This window comes from Tumebacillus lipolyticus (genome assembly GCF_042682745.1).
GTDB classification, from domain to species: domain Bacteria; phylum Bacillota; class Bacilli; order Tumebacillales; family Tumebacillaceae; genus Tumebacillus_A; species Tumebacillus_A lipolyticus.
In genome coordinates, this window is sequence record NZ_JBHUIO010000005.1 from 1,162,588 (window position 1) to 1,182,529 (window position 19,942).

At 54.1% G+C, this 19,942-nt stretch carries 15 protein-coding genes; 3 read left to right on the top strand and 12 right to left on the bottom strand.

Features of this window, described 5'->3' with window-relative positions:
* Window positions 1-15: 15 nt before the first annotated feature.
* Together ACFSOY_RS10650 and ACFSOY_RS10655 are read right to left on the bottom strand one after the other, a co-directional pair.
* The gene (locus ACFSOY_RS10650; RefSeq protein WP_386046428.1) at window positions 16-975 is read right to left on the bottom strand and encodes an ABC transporter substrate-binding protein; all 960 of its coding nucleotides are present in this window, start codon (window positions 973-975) and stop codon (window positions 16-18) included.
* A 112-nt stretch (window positions 976-1,087) separates the two neighbouring features.
* Window positions 1,088-2,713, bottom strand: coding sequence for an ABC transporter substrate-binding protein (locus ACFSOY_RS10655; RefSeq protein WP_386046430.1), 1,626 nt, complete (start codon window positions 2,711-2,713; stop codon window positions 1,088-1,090).
* 338 nt (window positions 2,714-3,051) lie between these two features.
* Between ACFSOY_RS10655 and ACFSOY_RS10660 the strand changes: the two genes are divergently transcribed.
* The gene (locus ACFSOY_RS10660) at window positions 3,052-3,567 is read left to right on the top strand and encodes a GrpB family protein (RefSeq protein ID WP_386046432.1); all 516 of its coding nucleotides are present in this window, start codon (window positions 3,052-3,054) and stop codon (window positions 3,565-3,567) included.
* 241 nt (window positions 3,568-3,808) lie between these two features.
* Here ACFSOY_RS10660 and ACFSOY_RS10665 read toward each other — a convergent pair whose 3' ends face one another.
* From ACFSOY_RS10665 to ACFSOY_RS10680, 4 genes are all read right to left on the bottom strand, one after another.
* Window positions 3,809-7,336: an S-layer homology domain-containing protein gene (locus ACFSOY_RS10665; RefSeq protein WP_386046434.1), complete on the bottom strand. Its 3,528-nt coding sequence runs from the start codon at window positions 7,334-7,336 to the stop codon at window positions 3,809-3,811.
* Window positions 7,337-7,453: 117 nt separating this feature from the next.
* Window positions 7,454-8,581, bottom strand: coding sequence for a response regulator (locus ACFSOY_RS10670; RefSeq protein ID WP_386046436.1), 1,128 nt, complete (start codon window positions 8,579-8,581; stop codon window positions 7,454-7,456).
* 10 nt (window positions 8,582-8,591) lie between these two features.
* Window positions 8,592-11,696 (bottom strand): ATP-binding protein, encoded by a 3,105-nt coding sequence (locus ACFSOY_RS10675; RefSeq protein WP_386046815.1) that lies wholly within the window; start codon window positions 11,694-11,696, stop codon window positions 8,592-8,594.
* A gap of 81 nt (window positions 11,697-11,777) precedes the next feature.
* Entirely contained in the window at window positions 11,778-11,993 is a 216-nt protein-coding gene (locus ACFSOY_RS10680; RefSeq protein WP_386046438.1) for a hypothetical protein, read from the bottom strand.
* A 366-nt stretch (window positions 11,994-12,359) separates the two neighbouring features.
* Here ACFSOY_RS10680 and ACFSOY_RS10685 point away from each other — a divergent pair, with 366 nt between their 5' ends.
* Entirely contained in the window at window positions 12,360-12,479 is a 120-nt protein-coding gene (locus ACFSOY_RS10685) for a putative holin-like toxin (RefSeq protein ID WP_386046440.1), read from the top strand.
* 275 nt (window positions 12,480-12,754) lie between these two features.
* On the opposite strand, the gene ACFSOY_RS10690 is transcribed toward ACFSOY_RS10685, so the two are convergent.
* From ACFSOY_RS10690 to ACFSOY_RS10705, 4 genes are all read right to left on the bottom strand, one after another.
* Window positions 12,755-13,591, bottom strand: a complete 837-nt coding sequence (locus tag ACFSOY_RS10690; RefSeq protein WP_386046442.1) for a YitT family protein — start codon at window positions 13,589-13,591, stop codon at window positions 12,755-12,757.
* Window positions 13,592-14,113: 522 nt separating this feature from the next.
* Window positions 14,114-14,350, bottom strand: a complete 237-nt coding sequence (locus ACFSOY_RS10695) for a helix-hairpin-helix domain-containing protein (RefSeq protein WP_386046444.1) — start codon at window positions 14,348-14,350, stop codon at window positions 14,114-14,116.
* A gap of 267 nt (window positions 14,351-14,617) precedes the next feature.
* The gene (locus tag ACFSOY_RS10700; RefSeq protein WP_386046445.1) at window positions 14,618-15,862 is read right to left on the bottom strand and encodes a right-handed parallel beta-helix repeat-containing protein; all 1,245 of its coding nucleotides are present in this window, start codon (window positions 15,860-15,862) and stop codon (window positions 14,618-14,620) included.
* Window positions 15,863-16,225: 363 nt separating this feature from the next.
* The gene (locus ACFSOY_RS10705) at window positions 16,226-17,809 is read right to left on the bottom strand and encodes an MDR family MFS transporter (protein ID WP_386046447.1); all 1,584 of its coding nucleotides are present in this window, start codon (window positions 17,807-17,809) and stop codon (window positions 16,226-16,228) included.
* Between the two features lie 292 nt (window positions 17,810-18,101).
* Here ACFSOY_RS10705 and ACFSOY_RS10710 point away from each other — a divergent pair, with 292 nt between their 5' ends.
* A complete protein-coding gene (locus tag ACFSOY_RS10710) occupies window positions 18,102-18,563 on the top strand; it encodes a MarR family winged helix-turn-helix transcriptional regulator (protein ID WP_386046449.1) in 462 nt (153 codons plus the stop codon).
* Window positions 18,564-18,965: 402 nt separating this feature from the next.
* Here the strand turns inward: ACFSOY_RS10710 and ACFSOY_RS10715 are convergent, their stop codons facing one another.
* Both ACFSOY_RS10715 and ACFSOY_RS10720 read right to left on the bottom strand, forming a co-directional pair.
* A complete protein-coding gene (locus tag ACFSOY_RS10715) occupies window positions 18,966-19,421 on the bottom strand; it encodes a cupin domain-containing protein (protein ID WP_386046450.1) in 456 nt (151 codons plus the stop codon).
* 164 nt (window positions 19,422-19,585) lie between these two features.
* The gene (locus ACFSOY_RS10720; protein ID WP_386046452.1) at window positions 19,586-19,927 is read right to left on the bottom strand and encodes a zinc ribbon domain-containing protein YjdM; all 342 of its coding nucleotides are present in this window, start codon (window positions 19,925-19,927) and stop codon (window positions 19,586-19,588) included.
* Window positions 19,928-19,942: the final 15 nt, after the last annotated feature.

A 19,942-nucleotide genomic window follows, 5' to 3' on the forward strand; every position in this document is an offset into this window, starting at 1 on the left:
ACACACCTTATGCAGCTATTTTGACAAGTTGCTTACCGCCGCTTTTAGGAACTCGACCTTGCTGTACGCAGTGCCGCCCTGTGCGAGCGGATCGATGACGTTGACAAACGTCTTGTCGTTTTTGAACGCGTTGATGTTCTTGAGGATCGGATTGTTCTGCAGTTCCTTCAGCGCATTCGGCGTTTCTGCGTTCTCATCGGCTGCAAATTGGATGAACAGATAGTCTGGGTTCATCTCAGCAAACTTCTCCACCGAGATCAGCTCTTGCTTCTTGACCGCCTTCACTTCTTCCGGCACCTTCAGACCGAGATCTCCGTACAGCACCGGGTTGAAGAACACGTCTGCCGGATAGAGATAGATCTTCCCGGTGCGAACTCGTGCTGCGACCACTTTCTTATCCTGCAGCTTGCTGGTGAACTCCGTTTTTGCCTTCTCCAGATCCGCTTTGTACTTGTCGATCTCCTTTTTCGCCTGATCCTGTTTGCCGCTCAGCTCGCCGAGCAGGGTCAGGTTCGCTTCCCAATCGGTCGCGATATGAGAGTAGGGGATCGTCGGCGCGATCTTTTTCAACTGCTCGATCACCTCAGGCTTGAACTTGCTCGAACCGAGGATGACGTCCGGTTTCAAAGCGAGGATCGACTCGAAGTTCGGTTCGGTCTTCTCACCGACCGATTTCGCCTCTTTGGTGATCGACTCGAACAGCGGTGGGAACTTGCCGGAGAACGAGATCGCACCGACCGGACTGACATCGAGCAAGATCGCATCTTCCATCGCTTCGACCGCACCCGTCATGACGATCCGCTCCGTTTTCGTCGGAAGCTCATACTCATTGCCCAAATACTTCACAACTTTCGTTTTCGGTTCTTCTTTCTCCGTCGCCGGCGTGTCTTTTGGCGCGGTGCTGTTGTTTCCACAGCCGACCAGCATCATGGCCACCGCTCCAAGCATGAGCAGACTCGTTGCAAATTTTTTCATATCGACTTTGCGCTCCTTTTTGCATCTATTGGCTCGATCCAATTGATAATGATTATCATTTACGATGATAGTCGCTTTCGGCTCATTCGAACATGGACGATCACCAGAAAAGTTATGGACGATTTCCAGACAGGAGCTGACAGGCATCGTCGAGCATCCGTTCCAGCGCGATCGGCGAATATTCACGCCACGGCTCGGAGGCGATCAGGTGCAGCCTGTTTTCCCGCACCGCTTTGAGCGACAGCCACTGCGGCGTCTCTTGCATCTGCTTCCAAGCGCGCAGCGTGTCCGACTCCTGCCAGACGAGCAGGAGAACATGATCGGCACCACAAGTGTCCAACTGCTCAAGCGTCATCGGCAGGTTGAACGGCAGCTCGGCAGCCGGATAGGGGGATTGAAAGCCCAGGGCGCTGTAAAGCACATCTGACATGCCGCGGTTGCAGTGGACGGTCAGCTGATCCTCTTGCAGTCGTAGGGTCAACACGCTGTTCTCCTGCGCCTGCTTGCCGATCTTATCGCGAACGGTCGCCAGCTTACGTTCAAACGATGCGATCCACCTTTGCGCCTGCACAGGCTCTTCCAACAGCTCGGCGACCGCCAGCAGCTGCCGTTGCCAACCTTCTCGCTCGCTCGGCAGCTCAAACACAGGGGCGATCGCCGCCAGCCGCTCCTGCTCCCATCCGTCCAATCCGGGCGAGCAGATGATCAGATCTGGCGAGGCTGCCGCGAGCTTGTCGAGGTTGGCACTCCGGTTGTGATTCTGCCGGTACGCGTCCAGATGAATCGGAATGTCCGCACCGAATAGATCGTTATAGTACCTCGTCCACTTTGCATGCAGGGGAGCGGCATACGGGATGACCTCAAGCGGCATCAGATAGCCGATCAGCGAAGTGGAGCCGTAGACTGCCACTTTGCGCTGCCGCTTCTTGATGAAGGCGGAAGGGGACATGCCCACCTCCTTCTTGAACTTGCGACTGAAATAAAACTCATCCCGATAGCCGACCTCGTGGGCAACATCGCGCAGCAGACGCTCGGAGCACAACATCAGCTGTTTCGCTTTGCTCATCCTGATCTGCGTCAGATGATCGAGCACGCTCACCCCGTACCTTTTTTTGAACAGGTCGACAAAATATTTTGGACTCAAGCCGGCGATTCCGGCCAAGCGATCGATCGTCAGGTCATCCGCAAAATGCGCTTCCATATACGCTTTTGACCGTTCCATCGCCTGATGCGTGTCATCCTGCGCTCTGTTGCTCGCCGCTGACAACACCTCAACCAACAGCTCTTGGAACAGCGCCTGTGCTCGCCACCATCGGAGCGGCTCCGCACTGCAAAATTGTTCGTGCATCGAGCGGCACAGCGCGTGCAAACGCCCTGCCGGCTCGACCTTGATGCTGCTGCTGTCCGGCAGAATCCCTTCCGCCAAAACCGCGTGCATCTTCGTTCGGCTCGGGTTGGAGACCTGAAAAAAACCGAAGCGAATCTGGGCGACTGACAGCACCTCTTGCCCTCCCGCCGAAATCCCGAACGTGCTTTCCGGCGGACAGATGTAAACCGTATCCTGACGCATGGGACAGGATGCGGACCCTCGCTCCAAAATGCCCTCTCCACTCAGCAGAACGAGGAGCGTAAACGTATTTGTCAGATGCTGACCTTGTTGAAAGGCGCTGTCGCCCGCGATGAGTTCTACCTCCCAAAGCGTTGCGCTCATCTTGCCTATTTCAAGTGGTAACGACATCACTGCATACCCCTTTAAATGAGAATGGTTATCATTTTCATATAAAGCATAACAAATTCTCCCGTTCCAGCGCTAGAGGTAAGTGTCGACAGCCGCTCGATCTGCTCCCGCAGCGGGGAGTGAATCGTCGGTTCACGATTGGCAAGAAGCGGACGTTGAGGATTGGAAAGGCTGTATTTTTATGTAGGTCAACTGTGTACTTTTTACAACTCAGGTGTGTAAACAAGCGGATTGATCAGTTTTGAGCTTCCCGTTCTGACCTCCTGACATTCTATCGACCCGAGGAATCGGGAAGACATCGTCGAATAGGAAAGGTAAAACGTCAGGAGGTCAGGCAAATGAATGTTGTGGTTGCGAAACATGACGAGACATGGGCACGAATGTTCAGCGAAGAGTCGCAAAAGATCCGGCATATTTTGGGTGATCAGCTGATCGACATTCATCATATCGGGAGCACGTCAGTTCCTCAGTTGTCCGCCAAACCGATCATCGATATCATGCCGGTCGTGCGGGACATCGAACAGGTCGATTTGGTCAATGAGCAGATGACAGCGCTCGGTTATGAATGCATGGGCGAGTTCGGGATGCAAGGAAGGCGGTATTTCCGCAAAGGCGGAGATCGCCGCACACATCATGTTCACGTCTTTCAAGCGGGTAACGCGGAAGATATCGATCGCCATCTGGCTGTCAGAGACTACCTTCGGGCACATGCAGATGTGGCGAAGCAGTACGGAGATCTAAAAGAGAGTCTCGCAAAACAATTTCCACAGGACATCGAAGCGTATATGGACGGCAAAGATGCGTTCGTAAAAGAGCTGGAGAGAAAGGCGCTAGACTGGTATATGAAGCGGTAACGAGTTTGCCCGCCCCGAGCGCCCCGACATCGAGGCGACTTTTTCCCTCTAAAAGCATGGAGATCCTGCCCGGCAGCTCCCTTGCGTTAAGGAGCGGGGTGGAGCTCTCCTCTTACGTCTTCGGTGTTTCTCGATTCTGATCAATGTACAGCAAAAAGACCTCCCGTCCGCCAACTGGCATTGGGAGGTCTTCTTTACTTGTCATCCTCGTCCAACCGCTTGCACGACTGCGAGGGACGACCTATTTCGATGTGCCGCTGGCAGCACTCTGGATCGCCTCAAACGCCCAGTGTGATGATGGCACATCTGCGTACATCGCCGCGCCCGCAGCGGTCGGTTTGAGATCGAACAGTTTGTTCAGGATCACCACCGCTTCGGCGCGGCTTAACGCTTGCTCCGGTCGAAACGCACCGTCCGGATACCCGCTCAGCAGACCGACCGCCTGTGCCCAGCAGATCGCATCTGCCGCCCAATGACCCTCTGTGTCCACAAAGCCAGAGCCGTTTTGAACCGCATCGCCTCCTTTGCGGAAAGCGGTCAGCAGCACGGCCATCTCGGCGCGCGTGATCGGCTGGTCAGGGCGGAAGGTGCCATCCGGATAGCCTTTCATGACACCGCGGGCGGAGGTGAAGCGAATCGCATCTGCTGCCCACATCGTGGCGGAGACGTCGGTGAAAGTAGTCTCTCCACCGCTAGCTTTCGCACCGAAAAAGCGGGCGAAGATGGCTGCTACCTCCGCGCGCGTCGTGCTTGCGTTCGGCTTGAACAAACCGCCCGGGTAGCCCGAGATGTAAGCCGCCCGCGCACCGCCCTCAAACGCGCTCCACCCGCTCACTCTCACCAGCGCAAGTATGCCCAGCTTCGCAACATCAACCTGCAAGGTGATCGCTTTAGCGTTTCCATCAGCAGCGACGATGCGTCCCCGCGTCAGTTCCTTCGTTCCATCCTTGTATTCGATGTAGACCCCGACATCTTCGTTGCCTGCCGCATCGTCGATCGGCAGGGTCAGCGTCGCTTTGCCGTTTGGCAGAGTGAGCAGATTCGTCTCGATCGGCACCGGGTCGCCGATGACAGCTACTGACCCGCTGCCAGCCGTCAACAGAACGGTCGGCGAAGCTTCTGCCCGCTTGCTCATGCTCGCACGGCTCGCATCATCTCGAAGGGGAGAAACGCGGAGTGTCACGCTCTCTTTACCCCCTTGTAGCGAAGCGGACGGGAGGAGCAGATCCGCATCTTTCGTCCGCAGATCGAGAGCGATCCCGCCTGTTGCCAGCGCGTTTGCCGTTCCTTGCGGCAGCGCGACCACAAGTTCTGACGCATCCGACTTGGAAGCGGGCCAGACGATCTCCAGCTTGTCTTTCCCCGCCGCCTTCAGCTTCGTGATCGCCATTCTCACAAACGCTTCTGACAGCTCCAGCGCATCTTTTCGCCGCCCGTCCTGCCCCAAGGTACGCTGAACGGTCAAGCTTCCGATCCATTCGCGATCTGAGTAGACGTCCAGCGTATAGGAGTTCGGGTTTCCGCCGTCGCCGATTCCGATCTTTTTCTTCTCAAACGCTGTGATCGCCTCTTGGAGGGCGGCCACCGCCAGATTCACCTTCTTTTGCGTGACGAGCGGAGTATCGAACAGCGCACCCGCCGCATCGATCGCCGCTTGCAAGATCGCTTTGGAGCCAACCGGATATTCCCCCGGCGCTGCCCCTTCTTTCGCTTGCATGTGGAGCGTCCGCGCAAGATCGAAAACTCTTTCCAATTCGGTCATATCGATTGGAACTTCCTTCATCACAAATTCGTCTGTCGCATCGTAGAGCGCAGTGAGTGCCGCATCGACTTGCTCTTGCGTGGCGAGCGCATCGTTTTTCACCGCTTTAGCCGCGTCGATCGCCGCTTGCAAGATCGCTTTGGAGCCGACCGGATACTCCCCCGGCGCTCCCCCTTCAACCGCGTCATCATGAAGAGATTGTGCGTTCACAATCGCGGCGCTCAGCCACGCTTTCTCGACCCGCACCTTTTGTGCTTCAAACGCTGCCACCGCCTCTTGGAGCGCCGTGACCGCCGCATTGATCTGCCCTTGCGTGGCAAGTGGGTTGATCTGCACCGCCTGCGCCGCGCCGATCGCCGCTTGCAAAATCGCCTTAGAGCCTTGAGCGTATTGGCCGTCCGCCGCTCCCTCCACAGCGTTGTCATGCTTGCTCTGCGCCGCCTCGATCGCGTCTGTCAACGGTTGAAGATCGGTGATCGGGATGTCGACTCCAGTTCGAACGCTCTCCGCCCGATCGGCGACCGTGTCGGTGAGCGTGACGTACACTTTCGTCATTTCGATCCCGCGCACGAACTGCAAGGTCAGCGGGCCATTTGCCTGCCCTTGCTGCTTCGTCTGAATGGGACTGCCGTTCGCCGCAAGCTCATAAACTTTGACCACCGCATCGGCCGCAACCTCATCGATCTTCAGGCTGTACGACCCATCCCCGTTTGGCGCGATCTGGATCGCATCTGGCGAGATCGCTGGCGTCACCGGTTGCTTGACCTCAACCTGAAGGGTCACCGTCACCGTGTGCAGTTGACCATCGCTCACCTCCACGCGCACCTCGGTCTGCCCGATGCCTTGCGGTTGAACGACCAATCGGTTCGAGTCGATCGAAACTGTCGCGACGCTCGAATCATCGGAGGCAGGTGTGGAGAGCGTCAGCGGGTCGTCATCCTCGTCTGTCGCCAACTGGCTCGGATCAAACGAGACGGCAGGCGCTCCCCGCTCGATCGTCGCCGTCAAATTTGCCGCTGGAGTCGGCGGCACATTCGGCGGTTGGTCTAACACCAAATTGTAAAATCTGTACTCATCAATGATCTTCAGGCCTTCTACTTCCCGAAACAGCGTCAGCCACGCTTCGCCAGTCGTCGTCGGAGTCGCTGGCAGCCTGACTTCATTGCCGCTCGCCGTGCTGGACATCGCAATGGTGTACGATTTCCCCTCCTCCAAAAAAACGCCAGCTGGCAGGATCATATCGATCATCGACATGCTCTCATTCACCATCAGCGCTTGGGGCGTGTACGAAACAGAATCGGTGTTGTTCAGAATCACATAGTCGCTCTTTTTATGAAGCGTTTGATTCGTCTCAAGCCAAGCGCTGTTGCCCGCCTGATTCGGGAAGGTGAACTGGATTCGATTCGCATTGCCGCTGGTCGGCCGAAAGGTGACAAGTTGGTCTCCCGCTTTCGGCTTGTATTTCACTTTGCTCGGCAGGTCGATCACCGGCGGTTCTTGAAAAACACCTGGCGTATCATTCGCGACTGCCGCTTCTGCCGTGCTCAACGGATCGCCCGAAAGATCGGTGATCGGGTTGTCCTCTTTGATATATTGGAGGGTCACCGTCTCCCCCTTCACGACTGGCCGCTCAAGGAAGAGAAAGGCAAATGTCAATTTTAGGTCGGGGTCGATCAAGGGGCTGATCGCAGTCACCTGCACGACTTGCCCATCCACCTTTACCACAAAATCTTGCGACTCCAGAGACTTGCTGCCGTCCATCTCCTCGCTGAAAAAAAGGTTGATCGCATCCCTTACGACAGATGGGGTGATGATTTCCGGCAGCGCCGCCGCATTCATCACCGCATAAGGAGACCCCACTCTCAACGTGCCCACTTCTGGCACCCTGCCATCGCCCGGTTGCCCTGCCGCTGCGCTTGCCGCGTTCCCCATCGGGCTTACGAGCACATCGACAAGCGCGATCGTCGTGATCAGCGCCGTACAGCTCTTCCAATTCAATCGATTCATCCTCTTCCCCCTCTTTTGGAATTGCTATTCGGATGCTAACAAACCGCGCTCCCAAAATTCTCCCAAGCCAAGCGGGAGCATAAAAAAAGAGAGCGGCCATTCGGCCACCCTCTCCTCCTATTCGATCTGCTCTGCCAATCTTTTGATCTCCTCCGCTGGACCGACCCCAAGCTCCTGTTCGAGCTGTTCGAGATAGCGCGCATAGTGGTGGCGAAATCGATCCTGTTCACCATGCGCAAGATAGAGCTGTAGCAGTTCCCCATTCATCTCCGCATCGAGCGGCACATGGGTCAAGTAGGCGCACAGCGTTTTCTTCGCCGCGGCATCATCCCCGCTTCGCCGGTGAAAGGAGACCAGCATTCTGGTCAGCGACGCATATTGCCCCGCAAGCTCTGCGGTTACCCCGGCGCTCCAAACGTAGTCCTTCCCTCCGAACAGCGGCCCCTGATACATTCGGAAATGCGTCTCCCCTTCATGCGCGTTGCGATGATCGATGATCGCTGTGCGCCGCAGAAAGTCCCGAAAGCTTGTCAAGTCGGAGAAACCAGGGGTCAACCGCATGTAATACCCCTCGTTCGTATGGGTCAAATCGATCGCAATGCTCGCTTCCTTCAACGCCTTTTTCAAACGGTAGACCGAATTGTGCACGTTGTGCAGCGCACGCTCTTCCTCCAGATCTGGCCAGAGCAGATCGGCGAGCTGCCATTTGCCTGCCAGCCGGTTCGGATACACGAGGAAGTAGGCGAACAGCTCTTCCGTCTTGCGCGTCGGCCACTTGATCAGGCTGCCATCTAGGCCTCTCGTCTCGAACGTCCCCATGCAGCGAACGAACAGCTCTTCCGCCTGTACGGTCGAACGCTCCTTCCGACGGGAATGGTTTTTCGCCAGACGAGCGACCACCCGCTCAATCTCGTCAGCCGCGACCGGCTTCACCAGATAGTCGACCGCACTCACCCGAAACGCTTCGATCGCATACTCGGGGTAGGCGGTCGTGAACACGATCTGCAAGTTGTCATCAACAGCTCGCAGCTTTTCTGCCAGCTCGATCCCTCCGACCCGAGGCATCTCGATGTCGAGAAAGGCAGCGTCCAGCTTGAGCGCTTCAAATGCGTAGAGCGCTTCTGCCGCGCTGGTAAACGACCCTGCCAACTCCAGCAGCGGATGCTGCTCGACCAATCGCTTCATCAGGTCTAAGATGGGTTGCTCATCCTCCACGATCATCACGCGAAACACCGCTATCGCCACCGCCCTCCTGTTACTGCTCCTGTTTTGGCAAATAGACGATCACCTTCGTCCCTCGCTCCAAGGCGGAATCGATCGCCATGCTTGCGCCCCGTATGGCGGCAAGGCGCCTGCGGATGTTGGTCATGCCGATGCCCGTTCCCTCTGCACGATCCCCGGCGCGCAACAGGTAGAGCAGATCGTCCGCCATGCCAACGCCATCGTCCACGATCTCCACTCGGACATATCCGTCTCCATCTGCGATCGACAAGGTCACCGTGCCCGGCCCCGCTTTGTCAAACAGGCCGTGCCGAATGGCGTTTTCGACGAACGGCTGGATGGTCAGCGAAGGAATGCAGACCGATTCTACCCCTGGGTCCACCTGCAGGTTGAAAGCCAGTCGCTCTCCGAAACGGGCTTTTTCGATCTCCACATAAGCATGGATCAGCTTGAGCTCCATCTGGAGCGGCACGTGCAGCGTTTGGTGATCCCGCTGAAACACCATCTGCAAGTAGCGGCTCAGCATCGAGAGCAGATGGGCCGCCTTCTCCCCGTCCGAATAGCAAAACGAGATGATGCTGCTGATCGCGTTGTACAGAAAATGCGGCTTGATCTGCGCCTGCAGAAACGCCAGCTCGCTCTTGATCGCCTGATCCATCGAAGTTTTCATCGACAGCAGCGTCCGCACCCTCGCGGCGAGCGTCTTCTGATCGAACGGTTTGGCGATAAAGTCGTTTCCTCCCGCGCGGAAACACAGCTCGATGTCGTGCGGGGAGTCCTTCACCGTCGCAAATAGGATCGGCAGTTCCAACACCGACCTCGTTTCCCTGATCGTCCGACACAGATCGATGCCCGACATCTCCGGCATCATGACGTCGAGGATCAGCAGGTCGATCTGCGGGTGTTCTTCCAGCTTGTGGAGCGCTTCCTTTGCAGAAAATGCGGTCAACAGATTGTGCTCTTCCCCCAACAGGTTGAGCAAGATGCGGACGTTCGAAGCTTCATCGTCGACGATCAGCACGGTGCTCGTCCGCGAGGAATTGACGATGTCAAGATCGGCAGCGCGGGCAGGCGCCATCAGCCCTCTTCGATCGGCGAGGGACAGCTCCGCTTCCGTTGCAGCCGCCGCGAGCGGCGCAGCTTGGAGCGTGAAGGTCATGCGCGTCCCTCGCCCCAGCTCGGACCGTTCCACAAACATCGTGCCGCCCATCCGCTCGACCAGCTGTCGGCCGATATGCAGTCCGAGCCCCATCCCCGTGTATCCGTCGTTCGGCAAAGCGCGTTCCGCCTGTACAAAATAGCCGAAGATCTCCTCATGCCGATCAGGCGGGATGCCGATTCCCGTGTCCTCGACCGACACGATCACGCGGCCGTCCGCCACGCTTGCACTGACCTCGATCCAGCCCTGTTTCGTGTGTTTGATCGCATTGTGGATCAGATTGTACAGCACCTGCCGAACGCGGTTTTCATCCGCAGTGGCAAACGTGCCAGGTGCGATGCGGTTTTCCCAGCGCACCTCCTTGCCGGCCAGCTCAAACTCCAGCACTTGAAACGCCGTCTGGGCGGCGACGCGCAGATCCAGGACGGTCGCTTGAAGCTGAAAGTCCCCCTGTTTCAACCGGACGACATCCACAAGGTCGTTGACGAGCGCCGAAAGCTTGGTCGAGGTGTCGTGGATCAACAAGAGCTCACTGCGTTGCCGCTCCGTAAGCGCCCCTGCCTTTCCGTCCAGCAGATGAGTCGTCATGTTTTGAATCCCATGCAACGGCGTCTTCAGCTCGTGCGACGTGTTGGCGAGAAATTCATCCTTCAACTTGTCGCGCAAGATCAGCTGCTCTGTCAGCCGTTCCGTCAGCTCTGTGGCATGGGTGAGGCGCAGCGCGAGCAGCGTGTTCATAAACATGATGACCGCAAGAAACGCCAGCCGCCGCCCAAGATCGGTCTGCACCCAGCCGAGGAAGTAGAACAGGCCGAACAGCAGGATCGAGGCGATGGAGACGAGCACCCCGATCAGCAGCGCCGCCTCTTTGCGGTCTAGCTTCCCATCCTGCTTCACATACAGGCGGATCGCCCGATAGAGGTAGAAAGCGACCAGCAGCATCGCATAGTTCCACGGCAGATTTCCCACCCTTGCATACAGCGAAGTGGGAAAGATCAGGACGGCGACCAAATAGACGGCGATCGGCGTCAACAGCACGAACAGATGCCGGCGCGTCAGCAATTTCCGATCGAGGTGGAAGAGAAAGATGCCGAGCACCACAATGTTTAAGAATCCGCCCAGGTTGTACACTTTTTGCGACGCCTCATAGGAGATCTCCGGAAAAAGCTGAAGAACCAGCTGGTCCCCGCTCACGAGGATCATCGACAGCAGCGTCAGGAAATAGAGCGCGCTGTAGAGATACGCCTTGTCCTGCAGCCGCAGGACGTAGATGCTCAGATGGTACCCGCCAAACAGAAGCAGGATGAACAGACCGGAAAACTCGACCGCAAACTTGATCCGATCCATCATCAGCATGTCCGCCTGCGAGCCCAGCTGCAGCTCTTCGAAGCCGCCGCCGTTCACGTAGGTAAAGTTCGCCACCTGCATCACGATGTCCAGCTCTCGCCCTTCCACGCGGACGAAGGTCGTGTACGGTGTGTTCCCCGCCTCATAGCTTTGGACGTCTGAAGCGGGATGTCCCTTCTGGCCGAACAGCATGCCGTTCACATAAAGGCGATGGGCCATCAGCACGTTCGATACCCGAATCCCATAGCTGCCGTCGCTCTCCTTCAGCTTGACGGCCAGCCGATACGTGCCGTATTGGGCTTGGCTTGCTTGGTCGGGAGGAGTCCCATCGAACCAAGCGTTGGGAATGTCAGGATAAGCAGCGGCGGCAGGCAACGCACCGCCGCTTCGGAAATCATCAGGCGTCAAGAGTTGGTTCGGATAGAACGACCACTCCCCGTCGAGGTTCACGAATCCTCCCTTGCCGAAATCCCACTGGCTCAGGTCGAGCGTACCGTGTTTTGCCTCTGGCGCCGACAGATTCGGCACCGTATGATCGTATATTCCGATCAGCAGGAGAAACGACAGCAGCGGTATGAACGTCAGGCATGCCACCCGATAACTGAGACTGATCTTTTTTCGCAAGTTGTTCATTCCCACCGACGATCCTCCCGACTTCTTCCTTTCCGCCAGCATAGCTGCTGCCACTCCCAAAATACTCTCAAGCACATGCTCCTAACTCAGCAGGGCATACCCCCAGAAAATGACGATCGGCGCAATCCAGAGCAGCGGTATGCAGTTCAGCCAATAGGCCAGCCGATCCTTTTTCAACGCATAGGCGATCCAGCTGGAGATGATGCCCACGCCCAGTCCCAACGGGTAGACCCAGATGGTCAGAATGATGGCGACCACCACAAGATTCTCTTCCGAGCCTGGTGCGCCCAGCCCCATGACCGATATCCCGGCAAACAAGAACCACGGAAATAAAAACAGTGCGAATAGCAATTGCGAACATAGTAGAATCAAAAATGCTTTCGTGTTCCGCAAATCGATCTCCCCCGATTCGGCTTCTCTTTTGTCACGACACATTTTATTCGAGGTCACCCCGATCACTCCCTTTTCAACCGATCAAAAATCGGACCATTCAACTTATTTACACGCAAAAAAGACCTCCCTTACGCGTGTTCGCAAGGCAGGTCTTTCAAGATGTAAATCCTAGCACAAGGATTTGTTCTATGGTAGAATGCAACCAACACAACTGGATAGGCTCCTCAAGGGTGGTCGGCTCATCCCCTGATGAAAGGGGGTGAGAACGGTATGATGACAGAATTTCAGACGCTCACTGTGATGATTGCATTCGGCGGTTTGGTTGCCACGGTCATTTTCGGTTTGCTCACTGTGTTCATCGCCATACTCAACCTACTAAAAAAGAAGTAGACCTCCCCTTGAGCTTGGCAGGCTTAGGAGGTCTCTTCTTCTCAGTTAAACCATGAGCCGACACCCTTTGGGGGTATCCGTTGTGCAAATGACCTTAGGTGTTCATAGCACCTAGGGTCTCTTTTTATTGTACGCAAGTTCTATAAGATTATTCTAGCATAGCTCAGTTCATCGTTTCAAGGAGGGTGGATACAAACCACAGGCGGATACACCGGTCGACGATCATTCGCTACCGTCAATCCGGCTGCCTCTCTGCCGGAGCTTTCTCTGCCCGATCACTTCGCTAGTTCCATAAACCCTTCGCCAAACACATCGCGCACATCGTGGATGGTGATAAACGCTTCTTTGTCGATCGACCGCACAATCTTCTTCAGCATGCTCAATTCCTGTTTGCTGATCACAATATAAAGGATCTCCTGCGGTTCTTTCGTATAATGACCGTGTCCATAGATGACAGTCACGCCGCGACCCATGACCACGTTTACTTGCTCAGCAATCTGGTTCTGCTCTTTGGAAACGATCGTGATCGCCTTCTTCGGGTTCACGCCCTCGATGATAAAATCCATCGCTTTGGTGCCAATATACAGCATGACGATCGTGAACATCAAGCTTTGCGCACCCACTACAAAATAGGAAGAGAAAACGATGATCAGATCGAAAAACAGCAACGCATAGCTAACATTCCAATCCAAATACTTGTTCATAATTTTTGCGAGGATGGTCGTACCAGCAGTTGTCCCGCCGACTCGGATGATCAAACCGATCCCTGCCCCCGCGAGCAGCCCGCCAAAGATGGCATTGATGATCAGTTCATCCGAATTGATATGCCAGCCCTCCGTCAGATAGAGAAACAGGGAGAGCAAAAATACGGCGATAATCGTATACACCATCGTCGCTTTATCCAAAAACTTATAGCCTACGACCAACAGCACCGAGTTGAAGATCAAGCTGACGATACCGGGCGACCATTGGAAGACGTAGTATAAAATGATGGTGATCCCTGTAACCCCGCCTTCGCCAAACTTGCTGGGGATCACAAACAGATTGATTGCCAGAGCAAAAATAAACGCTCCTACCACAATAACAAGCATGTCAAAGCATCGTTTTTTCATCATCGTGTCCTCTCTTGTTGTCTAAAATCGTTCGCTGGTACTTTTGAAAGGGCTCAATGCAACGGTAGCAAGCGATGCTTTGTGCATCGGACGAATCATCGAGAAAATACGTTCTCCTACAGAACATCCTTTCCGTTTTTTCTCCTCCGATTCGGATCGGCGACACAACTTCAGAAACTCCTCGAAGCAGGTCGGCTCATTCCTACTCAATCTATGAAAAAGGATCTATGGAAAAAAGAAATAGACCTCCCATGAGCGTGAGGGCTAAGAAGGTCTACTTCTGAGCTTTTCATCGAGCTGACACCCTGTAGGGTATCCGATCTGCTAATGATCACAGCTGTTCTGCACAGCTGTGATCTCTTTTCGCGTACAAAAGTTCTGTAGCCGATTCTATCATAGAGAGCAGATGCACTTCAAGACGATAGCCTTCCTATTTGTGGCAAGACTTGGAGACAAGACAATTCCCGAAACAATCGTGCATCTCACAAAGTCGCACGCCGACTTCAAGTTCAATTCGTTGCTTTAAAGGTCGGAGCTGGCAAACGAAAGCCCCTTGGCGGTGAGCGCTCGACGAAGCTGATCGATCCCCTTCGGTCCCATACCATGCAATTGCAAGACATCCGCTTCACGCAGTTTGGTGAATTGCTCAAGCCTCACGTAACCCGCCTGCGTCAGTGCCCGCAGCGCTGGCTTTGACAGCCCGGTCGGGAGGTCGCTCTCCACCTCATGGTCTTCCGCATGAACATTGTGCTTTTCCATCCTCACACCTCCAAACGGATCATCACCTGCTCCCCATCATATCATATCGCACGTCCAAGCTCGCCCCCCCTTGATCTGGCGCAAATCGCCACTCCCTGCATACGCACAGGTTGAAGCCGAACTTTGTGGCAACAGAGCACCTTAACCACGAGAGCGGGACGATTCTTTTCGGAATATAAAAACTTGCCACCTCGAACGAAACGCTTGGTCGACAAGCGGATGAACTCCTAACAAAAAGCCTCCCAAGCGAATGGGAGGCTGATCGCATTACCTTTGATCTGAAATCGTCGCGTTGCTATTGGCTGCGCTCAAAGCTTGCAAGTTGTCATACGGTGGGCCCATCGTGGTACCGACAAGCAGCACGATGTCAAACTCGTTGCTCGGACTTCCCCAGGAGTTTCCATTGAACGTTGTTACCGCCCGATCCACCAAGAAGCCGCCCTTCGTATTGTAGACGACATTGTTGTTGATCGCTCCTGTCACGTTCGGGTTGATGTAGATCCCCGTTCGCAATGAGAAAAACGTGTTGCTCTGCACCGTCAAGTTGGTGATGCTCACCTGTGGGACAACCGCTCGGTTCACGACCCAGTTTGACATCGGCAATGCTTGGGCCGGGCCAAAGATCGTGTTGTTGAGCAAGGTCGTGTCGTTCCCACCCACTTGGATAAACTCTTTCGCATACGGGATGTCACTCGTGATCTCCAGCCCGGAGATGGTCGTGCTACCCGCTGTGACCAGAATGGCAATCAAGTCTGCTTGCAACAAGAGCGACGCTCCCGGTTCGCCCTGGAGGGTGATCCCCGTTTTGTTGACAACGATTTGCGAAGTGATCGGGTACGTACCGGCCAGGATATGGACTGTTCCCTCTGGATTGACTGCCGCGATCCCCGCTTGAATCGTGCCAAACGGATGCGCCTGACTCCCATCTCCTCCGACTGCGCCCGCGCTGACATAAATATTGTTTGGATCGACAAGCTCGTTGATCGCCTCGTCGAGCGCCTGTTGGACGCTTGCAACGCTCGGATAACCGGAGAGTGGCCGGTTGGCCAATACGGTGGCTGCCACCTGATCTTTTTCTGTGCTGGTGAGCGCATCATATGCGGTGAGATCAAGCCCGAGCGCTGGATCTTCAAGTGCAGCTCGCATTTCGGCTGTCGTTTGAGCGGCGTTGACAGCGTCGAGCGAAGGATTCGATGCATACGTGACGATATCCGCCTCCACCAGCGAGAAGGAAATCATATCGTTTGTGTTGAGCAGGTTATCGAGCGGGCTTTCTGCGATCGCTACGTATTGCATTTTCAAATACGTATCCCCATTGAAGAAGGTGTACAGGTACAGACCATTCAGGAAGGGGTTTTGCTCATCTCCATACGTGATCGTTTGCGTCTGTAGCGGTAAGAGCACAAAGGATACGACGTTGCCTAGATTGGCAGGGTCCGTTCCCAACCGTTGATAGAGGGTGATTTGCAAAGTAGCCAGCGTATTGTTGATAAAGGTTTTTGCTCCATTCATGCGATCACCTCCTTTCCCTTTGGTGATAGAATGAGCAGGTTTGAAAACCTAGCAGAAAGAAATGCAGATTTCTTTCTCCTGATAAACTATGCGCAAACTAAGAAGACGGTGTCATCTTGGTAGGTCCAATTTGGAGATGATTGTTTCCCGCTCTGCAAGTGGTCAGCTTGTCGCGGGGGAACATGCGCGCAAAAAAGCCACTCGGACAGCTGCAGTGCTCTCTGAGTAGCTTTCCAACGTAAAAGAGCTGACCGCAGATGCGATCAGCTCTTTTCTCCTCGTTCAATCACCACAGGATGGTTACACCAACCATCTTTCCCTTCCTACGCATGGCTCTCTATTTTTGTATGCCTCGCTCTGCGATTAGCTCTCTTTCGGCGCCTCGCTTTTTTCAGCAGAGCGCAACGGAATTTCTTTCAGGAAGAAGACCAAAAGCAGTGCCGCAACCAACAGCCCTGCCCCGCTCAAAAACACGGTGGACAGCGTGTCGCTCAACACGGAGCGGAGCATATCCATCATCTGAGCGAAATAGGTTTGGAATCCGTCCGGCAGCGAAGCTTCGATCGTCTTCAACTTCGGCTGATCCAGCAGAATCTGCGGGTTTAAAAATGCTGACATCTGTTCCGCTTGCTGTGGGTCCAGTTTCGATAGATCCACACCCTCCCCTGAAGCGAGCTTCTCTTCCAGATTCCGCTTCAGTGTCGAGTTCATGATCGAACCGAAGACGGCGATCCCGATCGTCCCGCCCAGATTTCGGAAGAGCGTGGCCGATGCGGTCACCACGCCCAGCTGGTTGAGCGGAACTGCATTTTGCGCGACCAGCGTAAAGACTGGCATGCCCAAGCCAAGCCCCAACCCGAACACGCACATGCTGGCGATCGCCATTCCGATGCTATCCATAAACACCATCATCAGCATGCCGATGATCATCACGAAGATGCCGGCGATCGCATAGCGCTTGTATTTTCCTGTTTTGGACATCCAGCGTCCAACCAAACTGCTCAGCACGATCATCGTGATCGACATCGGCATGTTCACAAATCCCGATTGGGTCGGACTCAGCCCCTTCACCCCTTGAACGAAGAAGGGCAAGTACACCATCGCCCCCATCATTCCGGCATTCATGATAAATCCGACAAGGTTCGAATTGGTGACGATCCAGTTTTTAAACAGCGACAGAGGCAACACCGGGCTTTTTACTTTTCGTTCAATCAAGATCAAGATGATGGTGAAGAGAACCGCTGCGCCAAACAGACCGAGAATCTCGATCGAATCCCACGCATATTTGGACCCGCCCCAAGAGAATCCCAACAGCAGCGCAATGATCGCGAGGGACAAAAAGAGCGAACCCCAATAGTCGATCGATTCGGCCGGAACGCGCGGCGTCTTCGGAAACATCCGCCAGATCATCGCGAACGCGACAATCCCGAGCGGCAAGAACGTCCAGAACAGCCACTTCCATTCCATGTGGTCGATCATGACGCCGCCCAGAGTCGGCCCGATCACACTGGAAAAACCGAAGATCGCCATCATCAGCCCCGTCCATTTTGCCCGTTCGCGAGGCATGAACAGGTCGCCGACAGCCATCGTCGTAACCGACATCAAGACACCGCCGCCCAAGCCCTGAATCCCGCGATAGGTGATCATCTGAAAGATGTTCGTGGAAAGGCCGGTGAGCAGCGCACCCAACATAAAGATGACAATCCCAAACAACAGGAATGGTTTTCGTCCGTATATATCGGATAACTTACCAACCAAAACTGTTGCCACCGTAGAGGTCAGCATGTAGATCGTGATGACCCAGGAGTAATACTCCATTCCGTCCAACATTGCAATAATCCTCGGCATTGCTGAACTGACAAGCGTTTGGTTGATAGCAGCAAAAAACATCGAGGCCATCAACGCGATCATAACGATCACTTTTTGTCTCTGTGATAAGTTCTCCATCCTACTCCTCTTTTCGATTGTGATTAGGCCTGACCCTTGTTATAATAATTAGGTAGCCAACCTATTTTGTTATTATACATGCTGATCTTGCTCCTTTCAAGGCTTATTCTTCGCTCGATTCGACCGCAAGCCACCAGCTATGTCTAACTTGTGAATCGGTGATTCGTTCTTGTTTTTTCAAGTTTCACGCCACCGCTTATGAAGTTGATGGCACACAAGCTGAAGTGTTATGATTACGACGTTCGCAGATGAGCGATCATCATGAGGGTATTATCGATAAAGGTGGGAAATCATGACTGCAGATAAATATGAAAATGTGGTCCGCTTAATCGAGCTCTTCTCGCGGTTTGCAAAATCAGATTGGCGAAAGCAGACCAAATGGAGCATCAAGGCGAGTGAAGTGCGTCTGCTGCTGGCGATAAAAGAAGGAAGCACTCATACGGACTGCAAAGGCATTGCTGTTTCAGATATTAGCAAGATCCTACAAGTTACTTCTCCCACGGTCACCCAGATGATCAACAATTTGATTCGCAATGATTATGTCATCCGTTCCGTCCATCCGACCGATCGGCGAATGGTCGAAATCTCGCTCACCGAAAAAGGGGAACGGGTCGCGCAAGAGGCGAGCGAGATGTTTAAAAGGCTGTTTGAAGGATTGATCGATCATCTGGGCAAAGAGCGAAGCGATCAGCTGATCGAACTGCTCGATCAGTCTTTGACTTATTTCCGACAGACGCATCAAGAAAAGATCTGAGGCCGGTTGTTCTCGTGGGCAGGTCAGAGCGCCTTGTAGATCCTCGCGATACCTCGATCGAAATGACCGTCGATCGAATCGGATTTTGCTCCGCGTCAACAGCAAGTTCCTAAATATTTTCTAGCTGATGCGCCCTCGTGGTGCATCTTTTTTATCGATCGGGTGGCAAAGGCGAGCGCTTTCTCCAGACCTCCCAACAAAAAAAGGCTTGGGACATCCTTGTCCAAGCCTTTGCGCGACACACGCCTTTTCAGTTTACTGACCTCTATCATCGCCCTGCTCAACCTACGAAAAAGAAGCAGACCTCCCGTTTGCTTGGTGGCTACGAGAGGTCTGCTTCCGCTAGAGATGAGGGCGGACAGCTCGCCTCGATCATCGCAAACCGCCTCAGGATCAGCAGGGTCACTCGTTCGGCTCGCTCGACCAGTCCTGAATCGCATCAGAATTTTTAAACTTTTTCTTCAGCTGTCGAACGTACACCATGTCCTCATCTGGGTAGGTGGCGACATCGTCCGGCGTTTGGAGCCCACAGTCGAGAATCTCCAGCACTTCCGTTCCGTTGTTGATAAACTGGTGGGCAATTCCCTTCCCAGCCGGCTTGGCAACAAAATCACCTTGCTGAACTGGGTGCTCCTCATCGTTCATCCGCAAGATTCCGCTGCCTTTCAGGATCAAGAAAAACTCTTCTTGCGTAGAGTGGGCATGATATTTTGTGCTTTTTGCTCCTGGGTCTACATAGTCGATATTCACGTACAATTTCTCACTGCCAGCGGCGAGCCCGAGGTAGATCGTCTTCATCGGCCCATAGATGTCGACCGACTTTTCAGGCATGTTGTGGATGTTGTGGATTTTCGTCAAACGCACTGCTCCTTTTTAAGAGATTGGGTAATAAAGGGAAAATGAAGCGTAGTGCGTCCTATTATACTACACCGATCTCTGTTTGATTGAATCTATTTTTCAGATTAAAAAATAGACCTCCCTAGCGTTCAGCCAATCAGGAGGTCTTGTTTATGAATCGAGGTCTATGCCTTTTTTACAAATTCGGTCTTTAATTTCATCGCGCCAAAGCCGTCAATTTTGCAATCGATATCGTGATCCCCGTCGACCAAACGAATGTTTTTCACCTTCGTCCCCATCTTCAGGACGGAGGAACTTCCTTTTACTTTCAAGTCTTTGATGACGATGACCGAATCACCATCGTTCAACACATTGCCATTCGCATCTTTAAAAATCTTATTGTCTTCATTCGATTCTGTTTCCTGCCCCAGCGTCCACTCATTCCCGCATTCTGGGCAAATTAAAAAACTGCCATCTTCATACGTATATGCTGAATTGCAGCTCGGGCAATTTGGCAAATCGGCCATGTTCTCATCTCCTCA